The organism is Rhizobium sp. N731, assembly GCF_001664145.1.
Taxonomy (GTDB): domain Bacteria; phylum Pseudomonadota; class Alphaproteobacteria; order Rhizobiales; family Rhizobiaceae; genus Rhizobium; species Rhizobium esperanzae.
This window is the reverse complement of the sequence record NZ_CP013601.1, coordinates 3,377,653-3,401,878: the sequence shown is the minus strand read 5'-3', so window position 1 is coordinate 3,401,878 and position 24,226 is coordinate 3,377,653. Positions and strand designations below refer to the sequence as shown.

Sequence of the window (24,226 nt, the reverse complement as noted above, 5' to 3'; positions counted from 1 at the left end):
CATCCGTGCATGCGCGGCGGCTGATGAGGACGGGCGTCCGCTGGCTGTTGCGGGCCCTATTCCTGCTTCTGATGCTAGCAGCGGGTGGGACCTTCATTCCCCGGCCGCTGATTGCTCCGGTCAAGGCGTCGTCCGCGGCGCCAGCCCACCGGGTGCTTCTGCTGTCGGGACCGATCCATACCGATATTGCCATTCCGCTCGATGCGGAGACGCGGGCTGCCTTTTCCTTTCTCGACGATCCCGATTTTCCGCTCGATCACCCGAATGCGGAATGGCTCGTGGTCGGCTGGGGCGGCCGCGCCTTCTATCTGGAAACACCGACCTGGGCTGAGCTGAAGCCGCTACCGGTGCTACGGGCGCTGACGATCGACCGTTCGGTGCTGCATGTCGATCTCGCCGGCCATATTGCCGAGCCGCAGCCTGATGTTACCGCATTCGATATTGGTGGCGATGAATTGGCGCGGCTGCGCCAATTCATCGCGGACAGCTTCGTCCGCAATGCGGGCGAGATCGCGCCGATCCCGGATGCGGGTTACGGGGAGATCGATCGGTTTTTCGAAGCCAAGGGATACTTCAATACCCTCTTCGGCTGCAACACCTGGACTGCCGCTGCACTCCGTTCGGCGGGGCTTCGAACTGGCTTATGGAACCCGCTTCCACAATTATTGCGATTGTCTATTGGTGTCTACAATTGACGCACCCGCCGGCCTGTCCGCGCTTAAACGAAATTGTGAACGGAACTCTCTGTTCGGTTGTAAAAATCATTAGGAAAGCCCAAATTTTTTACAGTTACACCATTCTGAAACAGCCCAGTGCAATAACTCAAGAAAGGTATTATAGATCAGTCAATTAGCTGCTTCCATGCTCTGTTCGATTCAGGGATTGGAGACTTGCAGCCCCTGCTAGAAAAAATCTCTCCACCGAATCGTCTGAAATCGTTCAAATTCTAGCGAGTCGATTAAGACACCCGCAGCAATTGCGCTCTTATCAATGCCTTGAAACGCCGGGCAGGAAGGTCGATTCTCATGAGGAACTGGATGTCGCTGCAGGCCGATTTTGGCGATTTTCAATATCGCAGGCACGTCTATGTCTTTGCGTTGAAGATGAGCTTTCTTGCCGTCATTTTCTCCGGCGTCATCATTGCGCTGACGATACCGCCACTCGGTTTTCTCGGGCTGCTGCCGGTGACCCTTTCGCACGCGATCGGCTTCGGCGCCATTTTTTCCTGGCTTGTCGGTGGCACGGTTTCCGGAATGCTGTCGCTGGCCACAGGCTTCACCATGCATGAGCTGACGCTATCGCGGGCAAAATTCGAAAAGCTCAGCCGCACGGATACCCTCTCCGGCCTGTTGAACCGGCGCGCCTTCACCGAGGCGCTGGATCGGATCGAAGGCGACGCCTCGCTCGTCATTTTCGACGTCGACCGTTTCAAGGCGATCAATGATCGCTTCGGCCATGCCTGCGGCGATGCGGTTATCACGGCGGTTTCGGCGGTGCTGATCTCCGCCTTCGACGAATCGTCCGTCGTTGCGCGCCTTGGTGGCGAGGAATTCGGCGTCATCGTCTCCGGCGAACCGCTGGAGAAACGGTTGGAGCGGATCCAGGCCGTGCAGGCCGATATCGCCGGCAGGCCGCTTGTGGCAGATGGGAACCATATTGCCATCACCATTTCTGGCGGCGTGGCCGATCTCATTGCTGGGCGCAACAAGCAGCAGGTTTATGCCTCGGCCGACCGGGCGCTCTATCTCGCCAAGGCGCTCGGACGCAATCGCGTCGTGCACGAGAGGGAGGGGCTGCATCATGCCTGGCACGGACTTGCTGAAGCTGGTCCCGACGCGGAGGGCAGGCGACTGGGCAGCGACAGCGTGATGCAGGCCTACGGGATATAAAGCCAAGCTGCCAACGAAAGGCCATTGGTGCTTGCATCGGCAAGAGCTATTTTGCATGGTCGTCCTTTCAGCAAAACGGACATGTCATGCAGCGCGTTACCTCCTATCTTCCTGCCGGAACCCCGTCCTCCCATCCGACCGCCCAGGTCAAGCTGCCGCATGATCTGCGGCATCTGCGCCGCAAGCTGCTGCATCTGGAAAATGGCGAGATGGTCATGCTCGACCTCAAGGATCCGGTGCTCTTCGCCAATGGCGACCTGCTTGTGCGCGAAGACGGCGAACTGATCGAGATCCTTGCGGCCGACGAGAAACTCTTCGAGATTCGCGGACGCGACCGCACGCATCTGGTCGAGCTTGCTTGGCATCTCGGCAACCGTCATCTTGCCGCCCAGATCGAGGAGGACCGCATCGTCATCCTGCGCGATCATGTCATTCGCACCATGCTGCAGGGGCTCGGCGCCGCCGTGCTTGAGATCAATGAGCCCTTCCAGCCGGCACGTGGAGCCTATCATTCCCATGGCGGGCATTCGCATGATCACGGTCAGGACACCCATGATCACGGTCATGCGGCTCATGACCACGGTCACAACCATGATCATGATCACGGTCACGCACACGGCCATGACCACCAGCATGATCACAGCTGCGACCACGATCATGACCACGGGCACCATCATGACCACGGGCATCATCACGGCCACAAGCACGATTGAAGCACAATGACCGGGGATCGCGAGTTGCAGGCCTTGCTGCGCCTGGCGGCGTGGCTCTCGCCGGCCTTTCCGATTGGTGGTTTTGCCTATTCGGGCGGGCTGGAACGGGCGACGGGCGATGGGCTCGTCATCGATGCGGCCTCGCTTGCCGCCTGGATCGCCACATTGATCAGCCAAGGTTCGGTTTGGAACGACGCGGTGCTGCTGGCTGAGAGCCACAGGCAACAGGCGAGCCCCGCGTGCCTTGCCGAGATTACCGCTCTCGCCGATGCCCTTGCCGGGTCGCGTGAGCGCCACCAGGAAACCATGCTGCTCGGTGACGCCTTTCTCGCGGCCGCGCGGGCCTGGCCGGATGAGGTGTTCGAGAGGCTTCCCGGCAAGGCCGCTTATCCCGTCGCCGTCGGAGCGGTTGCGGGCGCGCACGGCATAGGGCTTGAGAAAGTGCTCGCGGCCTTCCTGCACGCCTATGCCTCGCAAGCGGTTTCGTCAGGCATCCGTCTTGGCGTGGCGGGGCAGCGGGATGGCGTTGCCGTGCTGGCCGGCCTTGAAGAGCATATCGTGGAGGTTGCCCGGCGGGCGGCAGCGTCGACACTCGACGAGCTCGGCTCGGCTACCGTGCAGGCCGATATCGCCAGCCTGCGCCACGAGACTCAGACGACGCGGTTGTTTCGCTCGTGAGGACGTCAATTAACCGCAGAAACTGCGTCATTTGACGGTGGCGCGCGCCGCCGCCGTCGCTATCATCCGGCTCGATTGGAGTGAAACACATGAAATCAAGAAACGGACCCCTGCGTGTCGGCATTGGCGGGCCGGTCGGCTCGGGCAAAACGGCGCTGACGGAAAAGCTCTGCAAGGCGATGCGCGACGATTATTCGGTCGCCGTCGTCACCAACGACATCTATACGACCGAGGATGCCGAGGCGCTGGTACGGATGCAGGCTTTGCCGTCCGACCGCATCGTCGGCGTGGAGACCGGCGGCTGCCCGCACACTGCCATTCGTGAGGATGCGACGATCAATCTTCAGGCGATCGCCAGCCTGAACGAACGCTTTCCCGATCTCGACGTCGTCTTCATCGAGTCCGGCGGTGACAATCTGGCGGCGACCTTTTCACCCGATCTCGCCGACATCACCATCTATGTCATCTCCGTCTGCCAAGGCGAGGAAATCCCGCGCAAGGGCGGGCCTGGCATCACCCGCTCGGACCTGCTCGTCATCAACAAGAAGGACCTCGCGCCTCATGTCGGCGCCGATCTCGAGGTGATGGACCGGGATGCGACGCGCATGCGCGCCTCACGCCCCTTCGTCTTTTCCGACATGAAGCGCGGCGACGGCGTTAATTCGATCGTCAGTTTCCTCAGGGAACAGGGCGGGCTCTGACGGTCATCCCGCAGCAAGAGAAAAGAAAAACGGGCCGGGAGTTCGCTCCCGGCCCGGTTTTTTTCTCAGCTTTCTTCACTCCGCCGCAAACGGCGGCAAGCGGAGTACGTTCGTGTCCTTGCCGGTGGAACTCTTGCGCTTGCCTTCCGGCTTTTCGATCGCGGTCAGACGCTCGTCCAGCGCATCGATGTCGCTCCGGTTCTCGCGGGTAACGCGGGTGAGATCCTCGCGCGACAGCGGTAGGTCCTCCTGGTCCTTCCGGCCGACCAGACGGCCGAACATCCAGCCGAGCAGGCGGGACAGGTCGTCCATGATCAGGAAGAAGGACGGCACGACGACGAGCGACAGCACCGTCGAGACGATGATGCCGCCGATCACGGCGATTGCCATCGGCGCGCGGAACGAGCCACCTTCGCCGACACCGAGCGCCGACGGCAGCATGCCCGCCGACATGGCGATCGAAGTCATGATGATCGGCCGGGCACGCTTGCGGCCGGCTTCGACCATGGCCTCGACACGGGCCATGCCCTGATGGCGCATCTCAATCGCAAAATCGACGAGCAGGATGGCGTTCTTGGTGACGATCCCCATCAGCATCAGAATCCCGATCATGACCGGCATCGACAGCGGATTGCTGGTGATGATCAGAGCCGCCGCGACGCCACCGATGGCAAGCGGCAGCGAGAACAGGATGGTGAAGGGCTGGATCACGTCCTTGAAGAGCAGGATCAGCACCGTCAGCACCAGCAGCAGACCCATCAACATGGCGTTGACGAAGCTCTGCTGCATCTCGGTCTGCACCTTGGTATCGCCGCTTTCGGCAAGGTGGACGGAGGCCGGAATGTTGGCGGCCTTGACGATCTCGCGGAAGCGGGCCGAGGCCGTGTCGAGCGCCACGCCCTGCGGCAGGTCGGAGCCGATCGCGACGACGCGGTTGCGGTTGTTGCGCTTGATCGAGCTTACGCCTTCGGAATAGTCGATATTGGCGACGCTTGCGAGCGGAACGGTGCCGCCGCTGGCGGTTTGGATCTTCAACGCCCGGATGGCCGCGAGGTCGCGGCGCATGTCGAGTGCTGCCTGCACCCGGATCGGGATCTGGCGATCGTCGAGCGAGATCTTGGCAAGGGCCGCATCGACATCGCCGATGGTGGCGACGCGGATCGTTTCGGAAATCTGCTGCGGCGTGATGCCGAGGCGGGCGGCCTCGTCCTTGCGCGGGTAGACCTGCAGTTCCGGACGGGGCAGGGCGCCGTCGGCGCTGACGTTTGCCAGCAACGGATCGGCGCGCAGCTTGGATTCCAGAATGCCGACGGCGTCGTTCAGATCCTTCTCGTTCTTAGAAAGGAAGTTGAAGGAGAGGTCGCGTTCGCCGCGGTCGTTGAGCTTGAGGATATGGACGTCGGGAATATCGCGCAGCTTGGCGAAGACCTCCTTTTCAATATCCCATTGCGGACGTTCACGGCCGTGAACTTCGACCTTCGGCAGCATCGGGCCGATGACCGGGATGTGGCCAAGCACGTCGTTGACCACCTTCTTGACCAACGATTGGTCGAGCTTGTCGAGCGCAAGCGTGATGGTCGCGCGGCGCAGTTCGAGTTCGCCCTTCGGCGATGCGCCGCCGAGGACGAAGACGCTTTCGACGCCGTTGATGTCCTTGACCCTGTCATAGATCGCATCGGTCGTCTTCTCGGTGTCGTCAAGCCGCGCATTCGGCGGCAGTTCGACGGAGAGAACGATACGCGAGGCGTCTTCCGGCGGCAGGAAGCTGCCTGGCACGAACATGAATAGCGATATGACCGAACCAACCGTGAAGAGGAGGGCCACAATCAACGTCGTATAACGCCAATACCACTTGCGAGTCGTGCCGGTGACAAGGCGCGTATAGCCCTTCATCAGCAGGCCGTCATTGTCATGATGGTCGTCGACGCCATCCTCGGCGCGCATGAGATAGGCGGCCATCATCGGCGTGATCAGGCGCGCCACCATCAGCGAGAAGAAGACGGAGAAAGCGACGGTCAGGCCGAACTGGATGAAGTACTGGCCGGGAATGCCGGGCATGAAGGAAACCGGCACGAAGACGGCGATGATGGTGAAAGTGGTGGCGATGACGGCGAGGCCGATTTCATCAGCCGCCTCGATCGCCGCCCGATAGGGCGTCTTGCCCATCTTGATGTGGCGGGCGATGTTTTCGATTTCGACGATTGCATCGTCGACGAGGATGCCGGTTGCCAGCGTCAAGGCAAGGAAGCTGACGAGGTTTAGCGAGAAGCCCATCATGTCCATGACCCAGAAGGTCGGGATCGCGGAGAGGGGGAGGGCGATCGCCGAGATCAGCGTCGCACGCCAGTTCCGGAGGAAGAGCAGGACGACGATGACGGCGAGCAGCGCGCCTTCGAGCAGCGTATGGATGGCGGCTTCGTAATTGCCGTAGGTGAAATAAACCGAATCGTCGATCATCTCGATCTTCACATTCGGGTTGTCGGCTCTGACCTTGTCGAGGCTCTGCGCCACGGTTTCGGCGACGCTGACCTCGCTGGCGCCCTTCGAACGGAAGACACCGAATGTGACAACAGGCGTGTCGTTGAAGCGCGAGAAGGATTTCGGCTCCTCATAAGTGTCCTTGATGACGCCGAGGTCGGACAGCTTGACGAAACGGCCGTTCGGCAGCGCGATCGTCGTGTCGGCGAGTTCGGCGACATTGCGGGCGTCGCCGAGAACGCGGATCGCCTGTTCGCTGCCCGCCACCTGGCCGCGGCCGGAGCCGAGGTCGACGTTGGTGCCGCGCAGCTGCTGGTTCACGCTCGCGGCGGTGATGCCATGGGCATCGAGTTTGGCGGGGGTCAGTTCGATGCGCACTTCACGCTCGGCGCCGCCGTAGCGATCGACGCGACCGATGCCGGCCTGGCCCTGCAGCGCGCGCTTGATCGTATCGTCGACGAACCAGGAGAGTTCTTCCAGCGACATGTCGGGCGACGACACCGCGAAGGTCTGGATTGCCTGACCTTCGACATCGACTTTGGTGACGATCGGCGTTTCGGCTGTCGCCGGCAGATCGCTGCGGATGCGATCGATCGCATCCTTGACGTCCTGCACGGCCTGTTCCGTCGGCACTTCCATGCGGAACATGACGTTGGTCTGCGAGCTGCCGTCGGTCACCGTCGACTGGATTTCGTCGATGCCGGTGATCGAGGCGATCGCGTCTTCGATCTCCTTCGTCACCTGCATTTCCAGTTCGGCCGGCGAAGCGCCGCTCTGCGTCACGCTGATCGAAACCAGCGGCACATCGATGTTCGGGAAGCGGGTGATCGGCAGCGTGTTGAAGGACTGGATGCCGATGAATATCAACAGGCAGAAGGCCAGCAGCGGCGCGATCGGGTTTCGAATGGACCAGGCTGAAAAATTCATCGAATGGTCTCTTTAGTTGGAAGCCGCGGGCTGTTCACGCACCGGCGTGATGTGGTCGCCGTCGCGGACATAAGCACCCGCTTTGGCCACGACCTCATCGCCGCTCTTCAATCCCTGAACGATCTCGACATAGGCGCCGTCCTGGATGCCGGTCTCGATCTTGGCGAATTTTACCACACCGTCCTCGACCTTGCGGGCGGATGAGCCTTCATTGCCCGTCAGGACCGCGGTCAGGGGAAGCGATACGCCTTGTGTCTCGCGCACGACGATTTCAGCGCTGCCATACATGCCGGAGCGCGCCTTGCTGTCATCGTCGATCGAGATATGCACGAGGCCGAGGCGGGTGGTGGGATCGACGGTCGGCGACACCAGGCGCACGGCGCCGGAGAGCTTCTCGCGGCTGCCGGACAGCGAAATCGTCGCCTTCTGGCCGGCCATGATCCTGACGATGTCACTTTCGGCGACTTCGGCGACAAGCTCGATATCGCCGTCGCGGATGAGGGTGAACAGCGGATCGCCGTTGCCGGCGGCAATGGCGCCGACCTTGGCGTTCTTGGCCGCGATCGTGCCGGCGACCGGCGTCTTCACGTCAGTGCGGGCAAGCTTCAGATCCGCATCGGCGATCTGGCTGTCGAAGACCTTGAGATCGGCTTCGGCGACTTCGATCGCCTGTTCGGCGGAAACGACGCGGGCATTGGCGGCGGCGGCGGTCGCATCGGCCTGTTCGACCTGGGCGGTGGAAACGGTGCCCTTCTTGCCCATTTCCTGAGCGCGGGCCTGTTGCTGCCTGGCCTGTTCGGCGTTGGCTTGGGCTTCGATGAGTTGGGCGCGCAGCTGAGCAAGGCTTGCCTCGCCTTTGGCCTTCGTCGCCATCATCTGGCTTTTCTCTAATACCAGCGCATCATCGTTCAGGGTCGCCAGCGTGCTATCGGCCTGAACCTTGTCGCCAACATCGGCTTTCAGCGTGCGGATCGACAGTCCCTCGACCTGCGGTTGGATATAGACCTCCTCGACGGGCTTGACCGTTCCGGTGCCGATGACACGGTCGACGAGAGTGCGGTTTGTCGCCGTGGTAACGACGATCGCCGGCAGGTTCTGCTGCGGTTTTGCGACCGGCGCTTCCTGCGAAAATGCGGTGGATGCAGCCAATGCCGCTGCAAGAAGGGTGGATGCACCTAAAAATCCGTTCGGCCTGCGTGCCATGCGTCGTCGTCCAATCTTGTAACAAGGTTGGCCGAACTCGCGCGTCTGTCCTTCAGCTCGCGACCAGGCCACTGCCTTTCCTGCATTCTCAAGGGTATCCGCACATCATTGCCGTCTTCATCCCTCGCCGGCAAATCGGCTTCTAATTGGTATCGATTTGCTCGAAATGCAAGCCCGGCAGAAAACAATTCCCCATGAGCCGATAATAATTGCCATCAGAACCTGAATCAATCACCGAAGGGTTATGCGAGCATGACGATGATTGATCCTGGCTCTACCCTAATGACGTTTGACGCCCGACAAATGCGACAGCTGCAGGCATTTTTTATCAGTGGGGAAAAACGAAACGCGCGGGAAATGTCCCCCGCGCGTTCCTAAAATGCTGCGGTCCTTACTTGGATGCGGCGTCGGTGATCTCGTGCGTCCAGGCGCCCGATGGCTCCTTGCTGATGATCTTCTGATCGAGCAGTGCCTTTGCCGTGCGGGCATAGAGCGCCTCGTCCAGCTTGCCGGAGCCGTCGCCGACCAGCTTGGCGACTTCGCCCATCATGCGCTTCTGGTGGTTCTCGTCCTGGCCGCCGTTGTCCATGACGATCTCGGCGGCTTCATCAGGGTTTTCGGTCGCGTATTTCCAGCCCTTCATCGAGGCGCGGACGAATTTGACCATTTTCTCCTTGAAGGCCGGATCCTTCAGCTTGTCTTCCATCGCGTAGAGGCCGTCTTCCAAGAGGTCGTTGCCCATCGCGGTATAGTTGAAGACCGTCAGTTCCTCCGGCTTGAAGCCGGCATCGATCGCCTGCCAGTATTCATTATAGGTCATGACGGAGATGCAGTCGGCCTGCTTCTGGACGAGCGGCTGCACGTCGAAGCTCTGCTTCAGCACGGTGACGCCGTTCGGGCCGCCTTCGGTGGAGAGGCCGAGCTTGTTCATCCAGGCGAAGAAGGGATATTCGTTGCCGAAGAACCAAACGCCGAGCGTGTGGCCCTTGAAGTCGGCTTCGGTTTTTACAGGGCCGTCCTTGCGGCAGATCATTTCCAGGCCGGACTTCTGGTAGGGCTGGGCGATGTTGACGAGCGGAACACCCTTTTCGCGGGCAACGAGAGCGCCGCCCATCCAGTCGACGATCACATCGGCGCCGCCGCCGGCGATCACCTGCTCAGGGGCGATATCAGGGCCGCCCGGCTTGATCTCGACGTCGAGGCCTTCCTCCTTGTAGAAGCCCTTGTCCTTGGCGACATAATAACCGCCGAACTGGCCTTGCGTGACCCATTTCAGCTGCAGAACCACCTTGTCGGCGGCCATCGCATGGGCCGCTGCCAGCGACATGGCGCTCGCCATCATTGCAACCATCAACTTTTTCATTTTCTTGTCCTTACCCTCTGAAGTTATGCCCGGCCCCCATTTGCGAAGCCCGCGCGCGCCTAGCCACCACGGATAGACGGATGCCAGAACGTCACCGCCCGTTCAGTCAGGGCGATGACACCATAAAAGATCGAGCCGGCCAGCGCCGCGACAGCGATTTCCGCCCACACCATGTCGACATTCATGCGGCCGATCTCGGTGGAGATGCGGAAGCCCATGCCGACGATCGGCGTCCCGAAGAATTCGGCAACGATGGCACCAATCAGCGCCAGCGTCGAGTTGATCTTCAGTGCGTTGAAAATGAATGGCATGGCAGCCGGAAGCTTGAGCTTGAACAGCGTCTGCCAGTCGCTCGAGGCATAGGTGCGCATCAGGTCGCGTTCCATGCTGCCGGAGGCGGCAAGGCCGGCGACGGTGTTCACCAGCATCGGGAAGAAGGTCATGATGATGACGACTGCGGCCTTCGACGGCCAGTCGAAGCCGAACCACATGACCATGACGGGGGCGATGCCGATGATCGGCAGGGCTGAGACCATGTTGCCGATCGGCAGCAGGCCGCGGCGCAGGAAGGCGACGCGATCGGCCAGCACCGCGACGATGAAGCCGCTAAGGCAGCCGATGATATAGCCGATCAATACCGCCTTGAAGATGGTCTGTCTGACGTCGTCGCCGAGGATCGGCAGGGAAGCCATGATACGGGCGCCGATGGCGCTCGGTGGCGGCAGGATGATGAAGGGAATGCCGGCGCCGCGCGTTGCCGCCTCCCAGAGGATGAGGATCCAGGCGCCGAAAATTGCCGGGATCAGCAGTTGCAGCGCCGATTTGCCGAAGGCGGTGACGGGCTGCTGTTTCGATAGCTCGGTGACGCATCGCCAAGCCAGCAGCCAGCAGGCGAAGAGCAGCAGGAAGAAAGCCCGCGTCGCCATGCCATCGTTGCCGGAGAGAGCGGACAGCAGCATCCAGGCGGCGCCATGGGCGCCGATGAACAGCACGGTGGCGCGGTAGGCCAGCGGCTGTGGCGCGAAGGACAGCAGTGCGGCGGCGGCGACGATGATGAAGACGAGGCTCGCCGTGCCGTCGGTGAAGGGCCGTGCCGCCCCCTCGGCCAGCAGCGGCAGGGTGATCAGCGCTGCAAGGCAGAGGAGGAGGGCGGTCACGCCCTGCCAGGAGAAGGTCAGGTGTCTCATGCCGGCCTCCCGCCCATCGCGCGCTCGACGATCTTGGCGGCAAGGCCGACGATTGCAACCAGGATACCCGCCAGCAGCGATCCGGCGACCAAGGCCGCCCAGATATCGATAGTCTGGCTGTAATAGGAGCCGGCAAGCAGCTTCGAACCGATGCCGGCGGTGGCCCCGGTCGGCAGCTCGCCGACGATAGCGCCGACCAGGCTTGCGGCAATCGCGACCTTCATCGAGGTGAAGAGGAAGGGGATCGAGGCAGGGACACGCAATTTCCAGAAAGTCTGCATTGGGCTCGCATAATAGGTGCGCATCAGATCGAGATGCATGATCTCGGGCGACCGCAACCCCTTCACCATGCCGACGGCAACAGGGAAGAAGGAGAGGTAGGTGGAGATCAGCGCCTTGGAGACCAGACGGGACGCGTCGGAATCGAGGTTGAGGAGGTGGGCCAGCGCATTGTCGCCGGTCAGCACATTATAGGAGATGATGACGATCATCGGCGCGATGGCAAGGATCGGAATGGTCTGGCTCGCCACAAGCCAGGGCATCAACGATCGGTCCATAGCGCGATTGTGAACGATCAGCACCGCAAGAAGAATGCCGAGCAGCATACCGAATCCGAAACCGAGCAGGGTGGAGGAGAGCGTCACCCAGCTGTGATAGACGAGGCTGCGATTGCTCGAAAGGCTGCGCAGCACCGTATTCTCGTAGACGTTCTGCGCCACCTGGTGCGGCGCCGGCAGGATCGGCTTCGGCTGCGCCAGCGTCTTGCCGATGAATTCCATCGTGGTCGGCGTGACGCCGGCGCGGCTATCCATGTCACGCTGGAACGGCGCGTTCATGAGGATGGCGGCGACATACCAGATGGCGATGAGCGCGAGCAGGATGGTGGTGACGGGGACGATCTTGTTTTTGAGGGTTTCGGGTTTCATAGGGTCTGCCCCCATTTTGGGGCGTCGAATACGCAGCCACCCCCCTCTGCCCTGCCGGGCATCTCCCCCACAAGGGGGGAGATTGGCAAGCGGATAGCGCATCGGTCCCCCCTGCTCCGACGCTGGATCAGGGGGCTTTGATTGTTTGGGGAAGCCGGTTCGGTATATCGATCTCCCCCCTTGTGGGGGAGATGCCCGGCAGGGCAGAGGGGGGTAACCCTCGGAGTCAACCGCCTAAACCTCATGGCTATGCCCCGTCCTCAGCCCTTCGCGAACGCGATGGGCGATCTCCAGGAATTCCGGGGTGTCGCGGATGTCGAGCGGGCGTTCGGCCGGCAGCGTCGAGTCGATCACGTCGGTGACGCGGCCGGGGCGCGGCGACATCACCACGATCTTGGTCGAGAGGTAGACAGCCTCGGGGATGGAGTGGGTGACGAAGCAGATCGTCTTGTTGGTGCGGGCCCAGAGTTTCAGCAGTTCTTCGTTCAGATGGTCGCGGACGATCTCGTCGAGCGCGCCGAAGGGTTCGTCCATCAATAGCAGGTCGGCGTCGAAGGCGAGCGCGCGGGCGATCGAGGCTCGTTGCTGCATGCCACCGGAGAGCTGCCAGGGGAATTTCTTTTCGAAGCCGGAAAGACCGACGAGATCGAGCGCCTCGGCGATGCGCCTCGTCCGATCAGCGCCGCCATAACCCATGATCTCCAAGGGCAGAGCGATATTGTTTTCGATGGTGCGCCAGGGGTAGAGCGCCGGCGCCTGGAAGACATAGCCGTAGGCGCGGGCCTTGCGGGCCTCTGCCGGCGTCATGCCGTTGATCGAGATCTCGCCTGATGTGCTCTTCTCTAGATCGGCGATGACGCGCAGGAAGGTCGTCTTGCCGCAGCCCGACGGGCCGATGAAAGAGACGAAGTCGCCCTTGCGGACATCGAGATTGACATCGCTGAGGGCCTGCACCGGGCCGTCATTCGCCTGGTAGGTGAGACAGAGATCCTTGGCGGATACGACGGAGGGTGCTTGCATCAATGCGACCGTTCTTGTTTTCGCCGCGGGGAGGCGGTTTGCATGTTACCATCGCCACAGGCCCTGCCGGCGGCACATTTCATGGAGGAAGAGAATGGACGCGACATCACAACCTACCTGCCACATCGTTCGCCCCAAGCATGCCTATGACGGCAAGCAGGGGCTCAGCTACTTCGAAGGGATAGCGGCCGAGACGGTCGGCGCCAAGGGCATCTGCATGCACCTCCTGACGATCCCGCCCGGCGTACGCGCCAAGGCGCATCTGCACGAGGCGCACGAGACGGCGATCTACGTGCTCTCCGGCGAGGCCCATACCTGGTACGGGGACCGGCTGGAGCATCACGTCATTACCCATGCCGGCGAGCTCTTCTACATCCCGGCCGGCGTGCCGCATATGCCGGCGAACCTCAGCAGCACGCCATGCACGGCAGTTATTGCCCGCACCGATCCACACGAGCAGGAAAGCGTCGTGCTTCTCCCGGAGCTGGACGCGCTGGTGCCGGCGTGAGGTCATCCGCATGAAGGCGTCGTTCGCCGGTTGATGGCCGTATCATTATGCTCCATCGTCATACGCCGGTTGCCGGAATGCCGCTTCGTTCCACCTTGCGCGGAGAGGTGATCTCCTTCCAGGTGGATAGTGCCTTGCTGACGGCAGTGACCGGTTCGCGCCTGACGAATTCGCCGTGGCCCTCGCGGGTTTTGATCGTGCTTTCCTCGATGGCGACCACGCCGCGCGTCAGCGTGAAGCGTGGCAGGCCCGTCACTTCCTTGCCCTCGAAGACGTTGTAATCGATCGCCGACTGCTGGGCCTTGGAGGAGATGACCTTCGAACGGTTCGGGTCCCAGACAACGATGTCCGCATCGGCGCCGACGAGGATCGCGCCCTTCTTCGGATAGATGTTGAGAATCTTGGCGATATTGGTCGAGGTGACGGCGACGAATTCGTTCATCGTCAGCCTGCCGGTGTTGACGCCGTGCGTCCAGAGCATCGGCATGCGGTCTTCGAGACCGCCGGTGCCGTTCGGGATCTTGGTGAAGTCGCCGACGCCGAAACGCTTCTGTGCCGTGGTGAAGGCGCAATGGTCGGTCGCGACCACCTGCAGCGAGCCCGAGGCAAGCCCGGCCCAGAGGCTGTCCTGATGCTGCTTGCTGCGGAAGGGCGGCGACATGACGCGGCGGGCGGCGTGATCCCAGTCGGGATTGGAATATTCGCTTTCGTCCAGCGTCAGATGCTGGATCAGCGGCTCGCCATAGACGCGCATGCCCTTGGCGCGGGCGCGGCGGATCGCTTCATGCGCCTGTTCGCAGGAGGTATGGACGATATAGACGGGGCAGCCGGCCATGTCGGCGATCATGATGGCGCGGTTGGTGGCCTCGCCCTCGACTTCAGCCGGACGGGAATAGGCATGCGCCTCGGGGCCGTTATTGCCTTCGGCGAGCAGCTTTGCCGACATCGAGGCGACGACGTCGCCGTTTTCGGCATGCACGAGCGGCAGGGCGCCGAGCTCGGCGCAGCGCTGGAAGGAGGCGAACATCTCGTCGTCATCAACCATCAGTGCGCCCTTATAGGCCATGAAGTGCTTGAAGGTGTTGATGCCCTTGTCGCGGACGATGGTCTCCATCTCCTTGAAGACCTGCTCGCTCCACCAGGTGACCGCCATGTGGAAGGAATAGTCGCAATTGGCGCGGGTCGATTTGTTGTCCCACATGGTCAGCGCTTCGAGCAGCGACTGGCCGGGGGCGGGAAGGGCGAAATCGACCACCATGGTCGTGCCGCCGGAAAGGGCCGCGCGCGTGCCGCTTTCGAAATCGTCGGAGGAATAGGTGCCCATGAAGGGCATTTCCAGATGGGTATGCGGATCGATACCACCAGGCATGACGTAACAGCCGGAGGCGTCGAGGGTCTCATCGCCCGAGAGGTTCGGGCCGATCTCGACGATCTTGCCGCCGTCGATCTTGACGTCCGCCTTGTAGGTGAGGTCGGCCGTGACGATGGTGCCGTTCTTGATGACTGTGGTCATGGCTGCTGTTCCCTATTCTCTATCGTTGTTCGGCAGGCGCATAAAAGCTCGGCAATTCGGAGCTGAATTCGAGCCGGCCCCGCAAGGCCGCAAGGACCGTTTCGAGTACGGAGCGCCGCTCGCGCGAGATTTCCTGATTCCAGGAGCGCAGCACCGAATAGCCATTGGCATTGAGCCATTCGGTACGGCGTTGATCAGTCGCGCTTTCGGCGTGCTGGAAGCCGTCGACTTCGACAATTAGCCGTTCTTCTCGACAGAGGAAATCGACAATGAACGGGCCGAGCGGAACCTGTCGCGCGAATTTGTAGCCGTTCAGGCGTCGTGCGCGTAAGTCGCTCCAGAAGTAGTATTCCTCTTCGGTTTCGTTGCGGCGAAGCTGGCGGGCTTGCCCGGTTTCCGCCGGACGATGTTTACGGATATCCTGTCGGATAATTTTCGTCTCGCCCGGAGCCCCCTCATCCGCCCTTCGGGCACCTTCTCCCCGAGGGGAGAAGGGGGAAGCCGCAACGTCAGTCGTTCCCTTCTCCCCAGCGGGGAGAAGGTGGCCCGAAGGGTCGGATGAGGGGACTCCGGGCGAGACGTTAGACATCACACGACGATCTCCGCCGTCTCGACCACCGCATGGAACAGCACATCGGCGCCCGCCGTCGCCCATTCCTTGGAAATCTCTTCCGCCTCGTTGTGGCTGAGCCCGCCGACACAGGGACACATGACCATGGTGGCAGGCGCGACCTTGGCGGCCCAACAGGCGTCGTGGCCGGCGCCGGAGATGAGGTTCATGTGGGTGTAGCCGAGCCGTTCGGCGGCGGAGCGGACGGAGGTGACGAGTTTTTCGTCGAAGGTGACCGGTGCGAAATGGCCGATCGCCTCGATGGAACAGCCGACGCCCAGCGCATCGCAGATGCCAGGGGCTTCGGCCTCGATCTTCGCCCGCATGCGGTCGAGCTTGGCCTTATCGGGCGAGCGGATATCGACGGTGAAAACCACCTTGCCCGGCAGCACGTTGCGGGAATTCGGCGAGAAGAACACCTGGCCGACGCCGCCGACGGCTCCCGGCTGTTCGCCCATCGCGACGGTCTGCACCATTTCCAGGATGCGTGACATTGCAAGGCCGGCATTGACGCGCATGTTCATCGGCGTCGAGCCGGTATGGGCTTCCTTGCCGGTCAGCGTGAATTCCAGCCACCACAGGCCCTGACAGTGGGTGACGACGCCGATCTGCTTGTCTTCGGCTTCGAGGATCGGACCCTGCTCGATATGATATTCGAAATAGGCGTGCATCTTGCGGGCGCCGACCTCTTCGTCGCCGACCCAGCCGATGCGCTTCAGTTCGTCGCCGAAGAGATTACCCTCGGGGTCCCTGCGGTTATAGGCGAAGTCAAGGCTGTGCACGCCGGCGAAGACGCCTGAAGCGAGCATGGCCGGTGCAAAACGCGCGCCTTCCTCGTTCGTCCAGTTGGTGACGACGATCGGATGCTTGGTCTTGATGCCGAGGTCGTTCATGGTGCGCACGACTTCAAGCGCCGAGAGCACGCCAAGCACGCCGTCATATTTGCCGCCGGTCGGCTGGGTGTCGAGATGCGAGCCGACATAGACCGGCAGGGCATCGGGATCGGTGCCGGGGCGGGTGGCGAACATCGTGCCCATTTGGTCGACGCCCATCGTCAGGCCGGCTTCGTCGCACCATGTTTTGAAGAGGCTGCGGCCTTCGGCATCCGAATCCGTCAGCGTCTGGCGGTTGTTGCCGCCGGCGATCCCGGGGCCGATTTTCGCCATGTCCATGAGACTGTCCCAGAGACGGTCGCCATTGACGCGCATGTTCTCGCCTGGTGCTGCCACCATTCTTCAAGCCCTCACCTGTTTGCGGCAGTCATGCAAGGGGCATGCCCACCTGTTCCCATGGTCCTTTCCCGCGCCTGTTGTTGGTTTTGTCGAGCGCCGGAAAATCGCCAGTTGCCTTTGTTTTTCATCTGGCGGATATTTGACCGATTGGTAAACATTACAACTTCCACCGCGGGGCTCAAGACGAAAATCACGAAATTTGCCGATAAAAATGCGGGCGGTTGCTCAAGAAAGCGGCAGGGGCCGCCTCTGCGAAACTTGAGGGAAGAAGTTGAATATCAAGGGGAAACAATAGCCGATGGCTATTCCGAGAGCAGCGAAGACCCTGAGGCGAACGCGAATCCAGGAGGAGAAGGAAGAGCAGATTCTGGAGGCGGCGCTCGACGTGTTTTCGGCACGCGGCTTTCGCGGTTCGACCATCGACCAGATCGCCGAAGTCGCGGGCATGTCGAAACCCAATCTGCTTTATTATTTCCGCACCAAGGAAGCGATGCACCGGGCGCTGATCGACCGGGTCCTCTATACCTGGCTGGAGCCGCTGCGGGCCTTCGACGCCGAGGGCAATCCGGAAGAAGAAATCCGCAGCTACATCAGGCGCAAGCTGGAGATGGCGCGCGATTTTCCGCGCGAGAGCCGGCTGTTCGCCAATGAGGTGCTGCAGGGCGCACCGCATATCGAGGACGAATTGAAGGGGCCGCTGAAGCAACTGGTCGACGAGAAGGCGGAGGTCATCCGCGCCTGGACGAAATCAGGCAAGATCGTCGAATGCGATCCCTACCACCTGATCTTCTCGATCTGGTCGACGACGCAGCATTATGCCGACTTCGACGTCCAGGTGCGCGCGGTGCTGGGGCAGGAGCATGCCGGCGAAGGGCGCTTCGAGGATGCTGCGCGGTTTCTGGAGCAACTTTTTATTAGCGGGCTGCGGCCGGAGAGTGGCTAACTGTTCTGCCCTCTCTTGGGAAGCGGCACCCGGGATGAGGCTCCCTCCGCACCGTGGAGGGGAGCCTTCTGTTATTCGGCAGCGATGGTTTCGGTTTCGAAGGCGAAACCCTCATCGGCCCAGCCGGTCATGCCGCCGATCATCAGCTTGGCTCTGAGGCCGAGCTTGGCAAGGCGAAAGGCCGCCTTGTCGGCGCCGTTGCAATGCGGGCCGGCGCAATAGACGACAAAGAGCATATCCCTTGCCCATTCCGACATGCGATGCGCGGTCATCTTGCCGTGCGGCAGGTTGATCGCGCCCGGCACATGGGACTGCGCAAACAGCACCGGCGAGCGCACATCGAGAAGAACGAAATCGGCCTTTCCAGCTGCGAAAGCGGCGCGGACATCCGAACAATCGGTCTCGAAGGCGAGCTTGGCGGCGTAATGGGCGGCAGCGATTTCGGGTTCTGCGGCGGGAATTTCGGAGACGGCGCTTGGCATCGGTCTTTCCTTTCGTGCTGGATTGCCGCCTGGTATCGCCGATGCTAGAGCTTGGCGATATTGGCCATCATGACTGACAGCGTAAAGATCATGCCAAACATATCTCCGAACATGAACGGACCGCTGGTCGCGGTGCTTGCTTATGACGGGCTCTGCACGTTCGAATTCGGGATAGCCTACGAGGTCTTCGGCCTGCCGCGTCCCGAGATGGGCGAGAGGTGGTATCGCTTCACCGTCTGCGGCATCGAGCCGGGGCCGCTTCGCGCCGCCGGCGGATTGACGGTCGCGGTCGATAAGGGGCTGGAAGTGCTCGATGCGGCGGACCTGATCGTCGTGCCCGGCTGGCGGTCGATCGATGCGCCTGTGCCGGAACCGCTTGCCGCCGCTCTCAAGGCAGCGCATCAGCGCGGCGCGCGCATCATGTCGCTCTGTTCCGGCGTTGCGGTTCTCGCAGGCTCAGGACTGCTTGCCAGCCGCAGGGCGACAACGCATTGGCGCTATGTCGCCTCGATCGCGGCGCGTTATCCGGACATCACGCTCGACGCGGATGTACTCTACATCGATGAGGGCAGCCTGCTCACAGCGGCCGGCAGCGCCGCCGGCATCGATCTCTGCCTGCATGTGGTGCGCGGCGATTTCGGCTCGGAGGCGGCAAACAGCGTCGCCCGCCGCCTCATCGTGCCGCCGCACCGCGAAGGCGGGCAGGCGCAGTTCATCGGCGCGCCGGTTCCGGAGGAACGTGAGGGCATACGCCTCAGCCCGCTGATCGACTGGATGCGCGCAAGCCTTGCCGAGGAGCAGCCGATCAGCCTGCTCGCCAAAAGGGCCGGCATGAGCATACGCACTTTCCAGCGCCGCTTCGAAGCGACGACAGGTCTTAGTGTCGGCCAATGGCTGCTGAAGGAGCGGCTGCGCCATGCGCGCGACCTTCTCGAAAGAGAGCTTGCCGTATCGCTCGACGACATCGCGATATCAAGCGGCTTCGGCACGCTGGCGACGATGCGCCACCACTTCCGCAAGCGGCTGGGCACGAGCCCGAATGCCTATCGGAAGTCATTCGGCGGCTGAAACGCGTCCTACCGACATAGGGTGCAACTTTTCAACGAGTTCGAGATTGCCGAAAGCCGTCCTGTTGGCAAAACCACGCCGGCCTGAGAGCTTCACTTACATTCTATCGCGAAGGTTTCGTACGGCTTGAGCTCAACAGTTTCGCCGATCATGTGCACCGGTTCGTAATTGCAGATGAGGCATTCTCCGTTGATGGCGAGCTCCGTCGGCAAACTCAGCGAAATGTCCCTGGGTGTGAAGTTGGCGACCACGATGATCCAGCTCCTGTCGAGCGTGCGGGTATAAACGAAGACATCGGGGTGTTGGTCGAGCCAGGATCTGTACTCGCCATAGATGATGACAGGGTGGGATTTCCGCAGAGCGATCAGCTTGCGATAGTGGTTCCAGATCGACTTTTCGTCCTTGATGGCGGCTTCGGCATTGACCTTAGAATAGTTGGGGTTGACCTCGATCCAGGGCACGCCTGTGGAAAAGCCGCCATGGGGGGCGGCACTCCATTGCATCGGCGTGCGGGCGTTATCGCGACCGTTCTCGTTTGCTCCGCGGATGAATTCCTCCGGTGAAAGGCCGGCCTCCACGTGCAACCTGTGCATGTTGATGGTTTCGATATCGCGATACTGTTCGATGGAGGTGAAGGGGACGTTCGTCATGCCGATCTCCTCGCCCTGATAGACGAAAGGCGTGCCTTTCAGGAGATGCAACACGGTCGCCAGCATCTTCGCCGACTCGACGTGATAGCCGCTGACATTGCCGTAGCGCGAGACCGCGCGCGGCAAATCGTGATTGCCCCAGAAGAGCGAATTCCACCCATCTTCGGATAAAGCAAGCTGCCACTTGCTGAGCACGGTCTTGAGATTCACGAGGTCGAACGGCTTCGGGCGCCATTTCCCATAAACCGCGTCCCATTGCTGGGTGACGTGCTCGAACTGGAAGATCATCGACAGTTCCCGGCGTTCACGCCCGGAATAGAGCAGCGCTGCGCCGGGTGTGGCGCTCCAGGCTTCGCCGACCGTCAGGATATCGCGGTTGCCGAAGGTCTTGGCATTCATCTCCTGCAGATAATCGTGGAGATGCGGCCCGTCCTTGACGAGCTCCCGGTCCGCTTGCTTACCGATGTAGTCGATGACATCCATGCGGAAGCCGGCAATGCCGCGCTCGAGCCACCAGTTCATCATGTCATAGATTTCCGCCCGGACCTTCTCGTTCTCCCAATTGAGGTCCGGCTGGCGGCGGGAAAACATGTGCAGGTAATATTCGCCTGTGGCGGGATCGAGCGTCCAGGCCGGCCCGCCGAAGGAGGATTTTAACCTGTTCGGCGGTCCTCCGTCCGGGGCGGGCTTGCGCCAGATGTAGAAGTCGCGAAACGCGTTGTCCGGCCCCTGACGGGATTGAAGAAACCATGGATGCTCGTCGGACGTATGGTTGACGACGAGGTCGAGCATGATGCCGATCCCTCGGTCTTTCGCCTCGGCCACCAACTGGTCGAAATCTGCGAGCGTGCCGAACTCGGGGGCGATGTCCCGATAGTCCGATATGTCGTAACCGTTGTCGTCCATCGGCGACTTGTAGATCGGCGACAGCCAGATGATGTCGATCCCGAGTTTCTTCACATAATCGAGCTTGGAGGTGATGCCCGGAATATCGCCTATGCCATCTCCGTTGCAATCGCAGAAGCTGCGCGGATAGACCTGGTAGACAGTTGCCGTATGCCACCATTTCGGTTGGAGAGGTGATCGCACGGGACCTCCCAGCGGTGTCGTGGACTGATCCATTGGAAGCTTTCCTACTTGTTTGGGATCTTGGGAGAACACCGGTGATGCCTGCGGGTTCCACCGGGCCGGACTTCATCCGGCTTCCCGTCGCCTCGGTGGAGCTGGCGCAACTCAAGGAACCCCCTCCTTCCGGAACCGTTAGAAGGTGTGCAACAGAGATTAACGGGAGGCCGTCGCGGTGCCGAACCGAAGCAGTGGCTGGTATGAGGAGGCGGGGATCTACAGCATCGATGTCAAGAAATTCGCAGCGAATTCATCGAAATCTACGGACGTGAGGTGCTGCCCGCTTCCAGGGCCGGCGCGACGGCTGCTGCACCCGATCTCTCAATCCGGGGGAACTTGAAGGGCAGGCCAGGGATCGACTGATGGGGACTTCAAATGCAGCTGATCTCGCACTCGCCGCACCAGTTGCCTGTCCAAAGGAGGTATCATGTTCAAGAAATACGCCTACGCCTGGATCACCGTCGGCTTCTTTCTATTTTCGCTCACCGGCCACTGGTTATTTGGTTGGTTTGCGTTTGTCGGCGAGCAGCAGAGCCACGGTCAAGCCCCTGATCTCAATGCCTACCTCATGGAGATGGGCAGAGACACCTTTGAAAATTGGCAGTCCGAATTCCTGCAATTGCTCTGGCAGGTCGTCGGTCTTGCCTACTTTCTCTACATCGGATCTCCGTCTTCGAAGGAAAACGATGACCGCGCGGAAGCGAAACTGGACGCTCTGATCCGATTAAATGCCGGAGAGAACGCTGAAGCGATCATCGCCGAAATTGATAAGCACTTCATGAGAACCGGTGGACATGCGGGACCATACGCCCACGACCTGGAAACGCGCAGGGGGCCTGAGAGGATCGGCGGCGCCACCTGAGCTGGCCCATGAAGCGGAGCTGCCGATAGGCCCCGCTTCAGGGACGGCTATGCGGCGCGGTTTTCTGAGTCAGAGGCCGGAGTCTTCGGCCCGCGAAATGCCGGCTTGCCAGCCCTTCATGGGTACTCCTGAGGCGTTTTGCCGGTTTCCGACTTTTGCGGGTGCGAGAACCAAAGCGATATCGCCGTTCAATATCCAACGCTTTTGGAAATCATAGGGCCGGCGTCCACTGCCACTATATGAGGGATCTTCACTTGACCACGAGAGACGCCATTGATGACCCTGTGGGGAAGCAAAAAGCGGATCCGCCAGACTGTCGATCACGAGATCATTGCCGAAGTTGATCAGCAATAGTCTCTCCTCAGACGGTTTTTCCGCGAAGAACCTGAGGAGAAAGGCGGTGCTGGACAAGATACTGCCGTCCAATTGGCCGTCACGGGCGCAGGCTTGGCGGGAAAATGCCTTATCTGTCTGACGCAGATTCAGCAGGTCGCGATGAAGCCGAACGACTGCTGCGTTCCTCTCCCATTCGGCCCAATCAAGCTTCACCTTGTCGAACGTCGCGCGGGCACATGGATCTGCCATGTGTCTGATGAGTTGTTTATCCCGCAGGTTCGGGAATTGACTGATAAAATCGCGCCGTCCCTGCCGTACGATGTCGGCGAATTCTCCATTGTGATCGGCGAAATAATAGAACGGAGAAGAGGAACCAAACTCCTGCCCCTGAAAGAGCATGGGCGTCTGCGGCCCCAGCAGCTGGAGCGCCGTCAGGGCTCGAAGGCGAGCCGGCGATGTTATGTGGCCGATCCTGGCTCCTGTGCCGGAGTTGGCGACCTGATCGTGATTTTGGAGAAAGTGTACGAAATTCCACGGCTTGAGATCGAGCCCCGCAGTGCCCCGTGGTTTGTCCTGCCAATCATATCTTTGTCCCTGAAACAGGCAGCCATATTTGGCGGCGGAAACGAACTCCTGAGCCGTACCGCGATGATCATGATAATAGGCTTCATTGCGGCCAGTCAGCGCCACTGTCGCGGAGCGGTGGAAATCCTCATTCCACAGGGCGTCCAGCCCGTGTCCTCCCACCTCAGTTGGGCGCACCATATTGGTTTGTTGCGGCTCATTTTCGCTGACGAGATAGATTTGACGCTTTCTCGCTGCTGCGCGAGCTTCCCTGGCGATGACCGTGACGATGTGTTCGCGGTTTGTGTCGAACAAGGCCTGCGTTGCATCGATGCGCAATCCATCAAAGTGAAATTCGTCGATCCAATAGGCCGCGTTCTTTGCGATATATTCGCGAACGCCACGGCTGTTCGGACCATCGAAGTTGATCGACTTGCCCCACTCGTTCGAGTAGCGCTCGGTAAAATAGTCTGGCGTGAATTCGCAAAAACGCTCGCCTTTACCGAAGTGATTGTAGACGACGTCGAGGACCACCCCGATGCCGATCCGGTGGGCTTCGTCGACGAAGGCGCGCACATCATCCGGTGGTCCATAGAGCCGGGTCGGAGCATAGAGCAACGTGCCGTCGTAACCCCAGCCGAACTCGCCTTCAAACTCGTTGATCGGCATTACTTCGAGGCAGTTGATGCCAATCGACCGAAGTTTTGCCAGCTTCTCCCGGGCTGCAGCAAAGGTGCCCTCCCTTGTGAAGGTGCCGATGTGCATCTCATAGAGAGCAGCTCCGAAGGCGCGGATTCCTCGCCAATCTTGATCATTCCACTGATACCGCGCCGGATCGACGACAACTGACGGCCCCGATGGACCATGCGGCTGAAAACGCGAGGCGGGATCGGCAAGAAGATCACCTGCGTCTCCAAAGTGAAACCGGTATCGCGTCCCTGCAGCCAGGCCGGGCAGATAGAGGCAGAAGTAGCCGCCGTCCTCCGCCGTCATCTCATATTCGGAATTTTCCTCGATGACGAGGAAACAGCGCTCTCTGGCAGGGGCCCATAGTCGGAACGAAACGCCGCCGGCATCAACCTCCGCTCCGATTGGGAGGCGTCGGTTCGAACTGGGGGGCACCGGTTTCGACTTTTCGCTTGAGTGGTCGTGCATGGCTCTCTCGTGGAGATCGCCTGCGCTAACTTCGGGAGCCTCATGATGTTCCCGGAATCGCCTTTCGCCACCTTTCCGGCCGCCCATCACGCC

General features: G+C 61.0%; 21 protein-coding genes. 9 read left to right on the top strand and 12 right to left on the bottom strand.

Annotation, left to right across the window (positions count from 1 at the left end; translation table 11 throughout):
- The first annotated feature begins 23 nt into the window (after window positions 1-23).
- The 5 genes from AMK02_RS16650 (at window position 24) to ureG (ending at window position 3,981) form a co-directional block, all read left to right on the top strand.
- Complete coding sequence (locus AMK02_RS16650; RefSeq protein WP_064804507.1) at window positions 24-695, top strand: TIGR02117 family protein; 672 nt, start codon at window positions 24-26, stop codon at window positions 693-695.
- A gap of 330 nt (window positions 696-1,025) precedes the next feature.
- Complete coding sequence (locus AMK02_RS16645; RefSeq protein WP_064804506.1) at window positions 1,026-1,889, top strand: GGDEF domain-containing protein; 864 nt, start codon at window positions 1,026-1,028, stop codon at window positions 1,887-1,889.
- Window positions 1,890-1,975: 86 nt separating this feature from the next.
- Window positions 1,976-2,602: an urease accessory protein UreE gene (ureE, locus tag AMK02_RS30235; RefSeq protein ID WP_082929678.1), complete on the top strand. Its 627-nt coding sequence runs from the start codon at window positions 1,976-1,978 to the stop codon at window positions 2,600-2,602.
- A gap of 6 nt (window positions 2,603-2,608) precedes the next feature.
- Window positions 2,609-3,280, top strand: coding sequence for an urease accessory protein UreF (locus AMK02_RS16635; RefSeq protein ID WP_064804502.1), 672 nt, complete (start codon window positions 2,609-2,611; stop codon window positions 3,278-3,280).
- An 89-nt stretch (window positions 3,281-3,369) separates the two neighbouring features.
- The gene (gene ureG / locus AMK02_RS16630; protein ID WP_064804500.1) at window positions 3,370-3,981 is read left to right on the top strand and encodes an urease accessory protein UreG; all 612 of its coding nucleotides are present in this window, start codon (window positions 3,370-3,372) and stop codon (window positions 3,979-3,981) included.
- Window positions 3,982-4,056: 75 nt separating this feature from the next.
- Here ureG and AMK02_RS16625 read toward each other — a convergent pair whose 3' ends face one another.
- The 6 genes from AMK02_RS16625 to AMK02_RS16600 form a co-directional block, all read right to left on the bottom strand.
- Window positions 4,057-7,386, bottom strand: coding sequence for an efflux RND transporter permease subunit (locus tag AMK02_RS16625; RefSeq protein ID WP_064804498.1), 3,330 nt, complete (start codon window positions 7,384-7,386; stop codon window positions 4,057-4,059).
- A 12-nt stretch (window positions 7,387-7,398) separates the two neighbouring features.
- A complete protein-coding gene (locus AMK02_RS16620; protein ID WP_064804496.1) occupies window positions 7,399-8,589 on the bottom strand; it encodes an efflux RND transporter periplasmic adaptor subunit in 1,191 nt (396 codons plus the stop codon).
- A 391-nt stretch (window positions 8,590-8,980) separates the two neighbouring features.
- The gene (locus AMK02_RS16615) at window positions 8,981-9,952 is read right to left on the bottom strand and encodes an ABC transporter substrate-binding protein (protein ID WP_064804495.1); all 972 of its coding nucleotides are present in this window, start codon (window positions 9,950-9,952) and stop codon (window positions 8,981-8,983) included.
- 59 nt (window positions 9,953-10,011) lie between these two features.
- Window positions 10,012-11,139 (bottom strand): ABC transporter permease, encoded by a 1,128-nt coding sequence (locus AMK02_RS16610; protein ID WP_064804494.1) that lies wholly within the window; start codon window positions 11,137-11,139, stop codon window positions 10,012-10,014.
- Window positions 11,136-12,065, bottom strand: a complete 930-nt coding sequence (locus tag AMK02_RS16605; protein ID WP_064804493.1) for an ABC transporter permease — start codon at window positions 12,063-12,065, stop codon at window positions 11,136-11,138. The genes AMK02_RS16610 and AMK02_RS16605 overlap by 4 nt, the downstream gene beginning before the upstream one ends.
- A 234-nt stretch (window positions 12,066-12,299) precedes the next feature.
- The gene (locus tag AMK02_RS16600; protein ID WP_064804492.1) at window positions 12,300-13,085 is read right to left on the bottom strand and encodes an ABC transporter ATP-binding protein; all 786 of its coding nucleotides are present in this window, start codon (window positions 13,083-13,085) and stop codon (window positions 12,300-12,302) included.
- Window positions 13,086-13,179: 94 nt separating this feature from the next.
- On the opposite strand from AMK02_RS16600, the gene AMK02_RS16595 reads away from it, so the two are divergent.
- Window positions 13,180-13,593 (top strand): cupin domain-containing protein, encoded by a 414-nt coding sequence (locus tag AMK02_RS16595; RefSeq protein WP_038690814.1) that lies wholly within the window; start codon window positions 13,180-13,182, stop codon window positions 13,591-13,593.
- 58 nt (window positions 13,594-13,651) lie between these two features.
- Here the strand turns inward: AMK02_RS16595 and hydA are convergent, their stop codons facing one another.
- From hydA to AMK02_RS16580, 3 genes are read right to left on the bottom strand one after another with little or no spacing between them, the layout of a single operon-like run.
- A complete protein-coding gene (gene hydA, locus AMK02_RS16590) occupies window positions 13,652-15,106 on the bottom strand; it encodes a dihydropyrimidinase (protein ID WP_038690812.1) in 1,455 nt (484 codons plus the stop codon).
- A gap of 19 nt (window positions 15,107-15,125) precedes the next feature.
- Entirely contained in the window at window positions 15,126-15,695 is a 570-nt protein-coding gene (locus AMK02_RS16585) for an endonuclease domain-containing protein (protein WP_064804490.1), read from the bottom strand.
- Window positions 15,695-16,948: a Zn-dependent hydrolase gene (locus tag AMK02_RS16580; protein ID WP_064804488.1), complete on the bottom strand. Its 1,254-nt coding sequence runs from the start codon at window positions 16,946-16,948 to the stop codon at window positions 15,695-15,697. Before AMK02_RS16580 ends, AMK02_RS16585 begins: the two co-directional genes overlap by 1 nt.
- 298 nt (window positions 16,949-17,246) lie before the next feature.
- Between AMK02_RS16580 and AMK02_RS16575 the strand changes: the two genes are divergently transcribed.
- Complete coding sequence (locus tag AMK02_RS16575; RefSeq protein WP_064804486.1) at window positions 17,247-17,891, top strand: TetR family transcriptional regulator C-terminal domain-containing protein; 645 nt, start codon at window positions 17,247-17,249, stop codon at window positions 17,889-17,891.
- A gap of 71 nt (window positions 17,892-17,962) precedes the next feature.
- Here the strand turns inward: AMK02_RS16575 and AMK02_RS16570 are convergent, their stop codons facing one another.
- Complete coding sequence (locus tag AMK02_RS16570; RefSeq protein ID WP_064804484.1) at window positions 17,963-18,373, bottom strand: rhodanese-like domain-containing protein; 411 nt, start codon at window positions 18,371-18,373, stop codon at window positions 17,963-17,965.
- A 69-nt stretch (window positions 18,374-18,442) separates the two neighbouring features.
- On the opposite strand from AMK02_RS16570, the gene ftrA reads away from it, so the two are divergent.
- On the top strand, window positions 18,443-19,441 hold the full coding sequence (ftrA, locus tag AMK02_RS16565) for a transcriptional regulator FtrA (protein ID WP_064806290.1): 999 nt from the start codon (window positions 18,443-18,445) through the stop codon (window positions 19,439-19,441).
- 92 nt (window positions 19,442-19,533) lie between these two features.
- Here the strand turns inward: ftrA and AMK02_RS16560 are convergent, their stop codons facing one another.
- On the bottom strand, window positions 19,534-21,213 hold the full coding sequence (locus AMK02_RS16560; RefSeq protein ID WP_064804482.1) for a glycoside hydrolase family 13 protein: 1,680 nt from the start codon (window positions 21,211-21,213) through the stop codon (window positions 19,534-19,536).
- A 430-nt stretch (window positions 21,214-21,643) separates the two neighbouring features.
- On the opposite strand from AMK02_RS16560, the gene AMK02_RS16555 reads away from it, so the two are divergent.
- A complete protein-coding gene (locus AMK02_RS16555) occupies window positions 21,644-22,078 on the top strand; it encodes a DUF6766 family protein (RefSeq protein ID WP_064804480.1) in 435 nt (144 codons plus the stop codon).
- Window positions 22,079-22,147: 69 nt separating this feature from the next.
- On the opposite strand, the gene treZ is transcribed toward AMK02_RS16555, so the two are convergent.
- Complete coding sequence (treZ, locus tag AMK02_RS16550; RefSeq protein ID WP_064804478.1) at window positions 22,148-24,133, bottom strand: malto-oligosyltrehalose trehalohydrolase; 1,986 nt, start codon at window positions 24,131-24,133, stop codon at window positions 22,148-22,150.
- Between the last annotated feature and the right edge of the window lie 93 nt (window positions 24,134-24,226).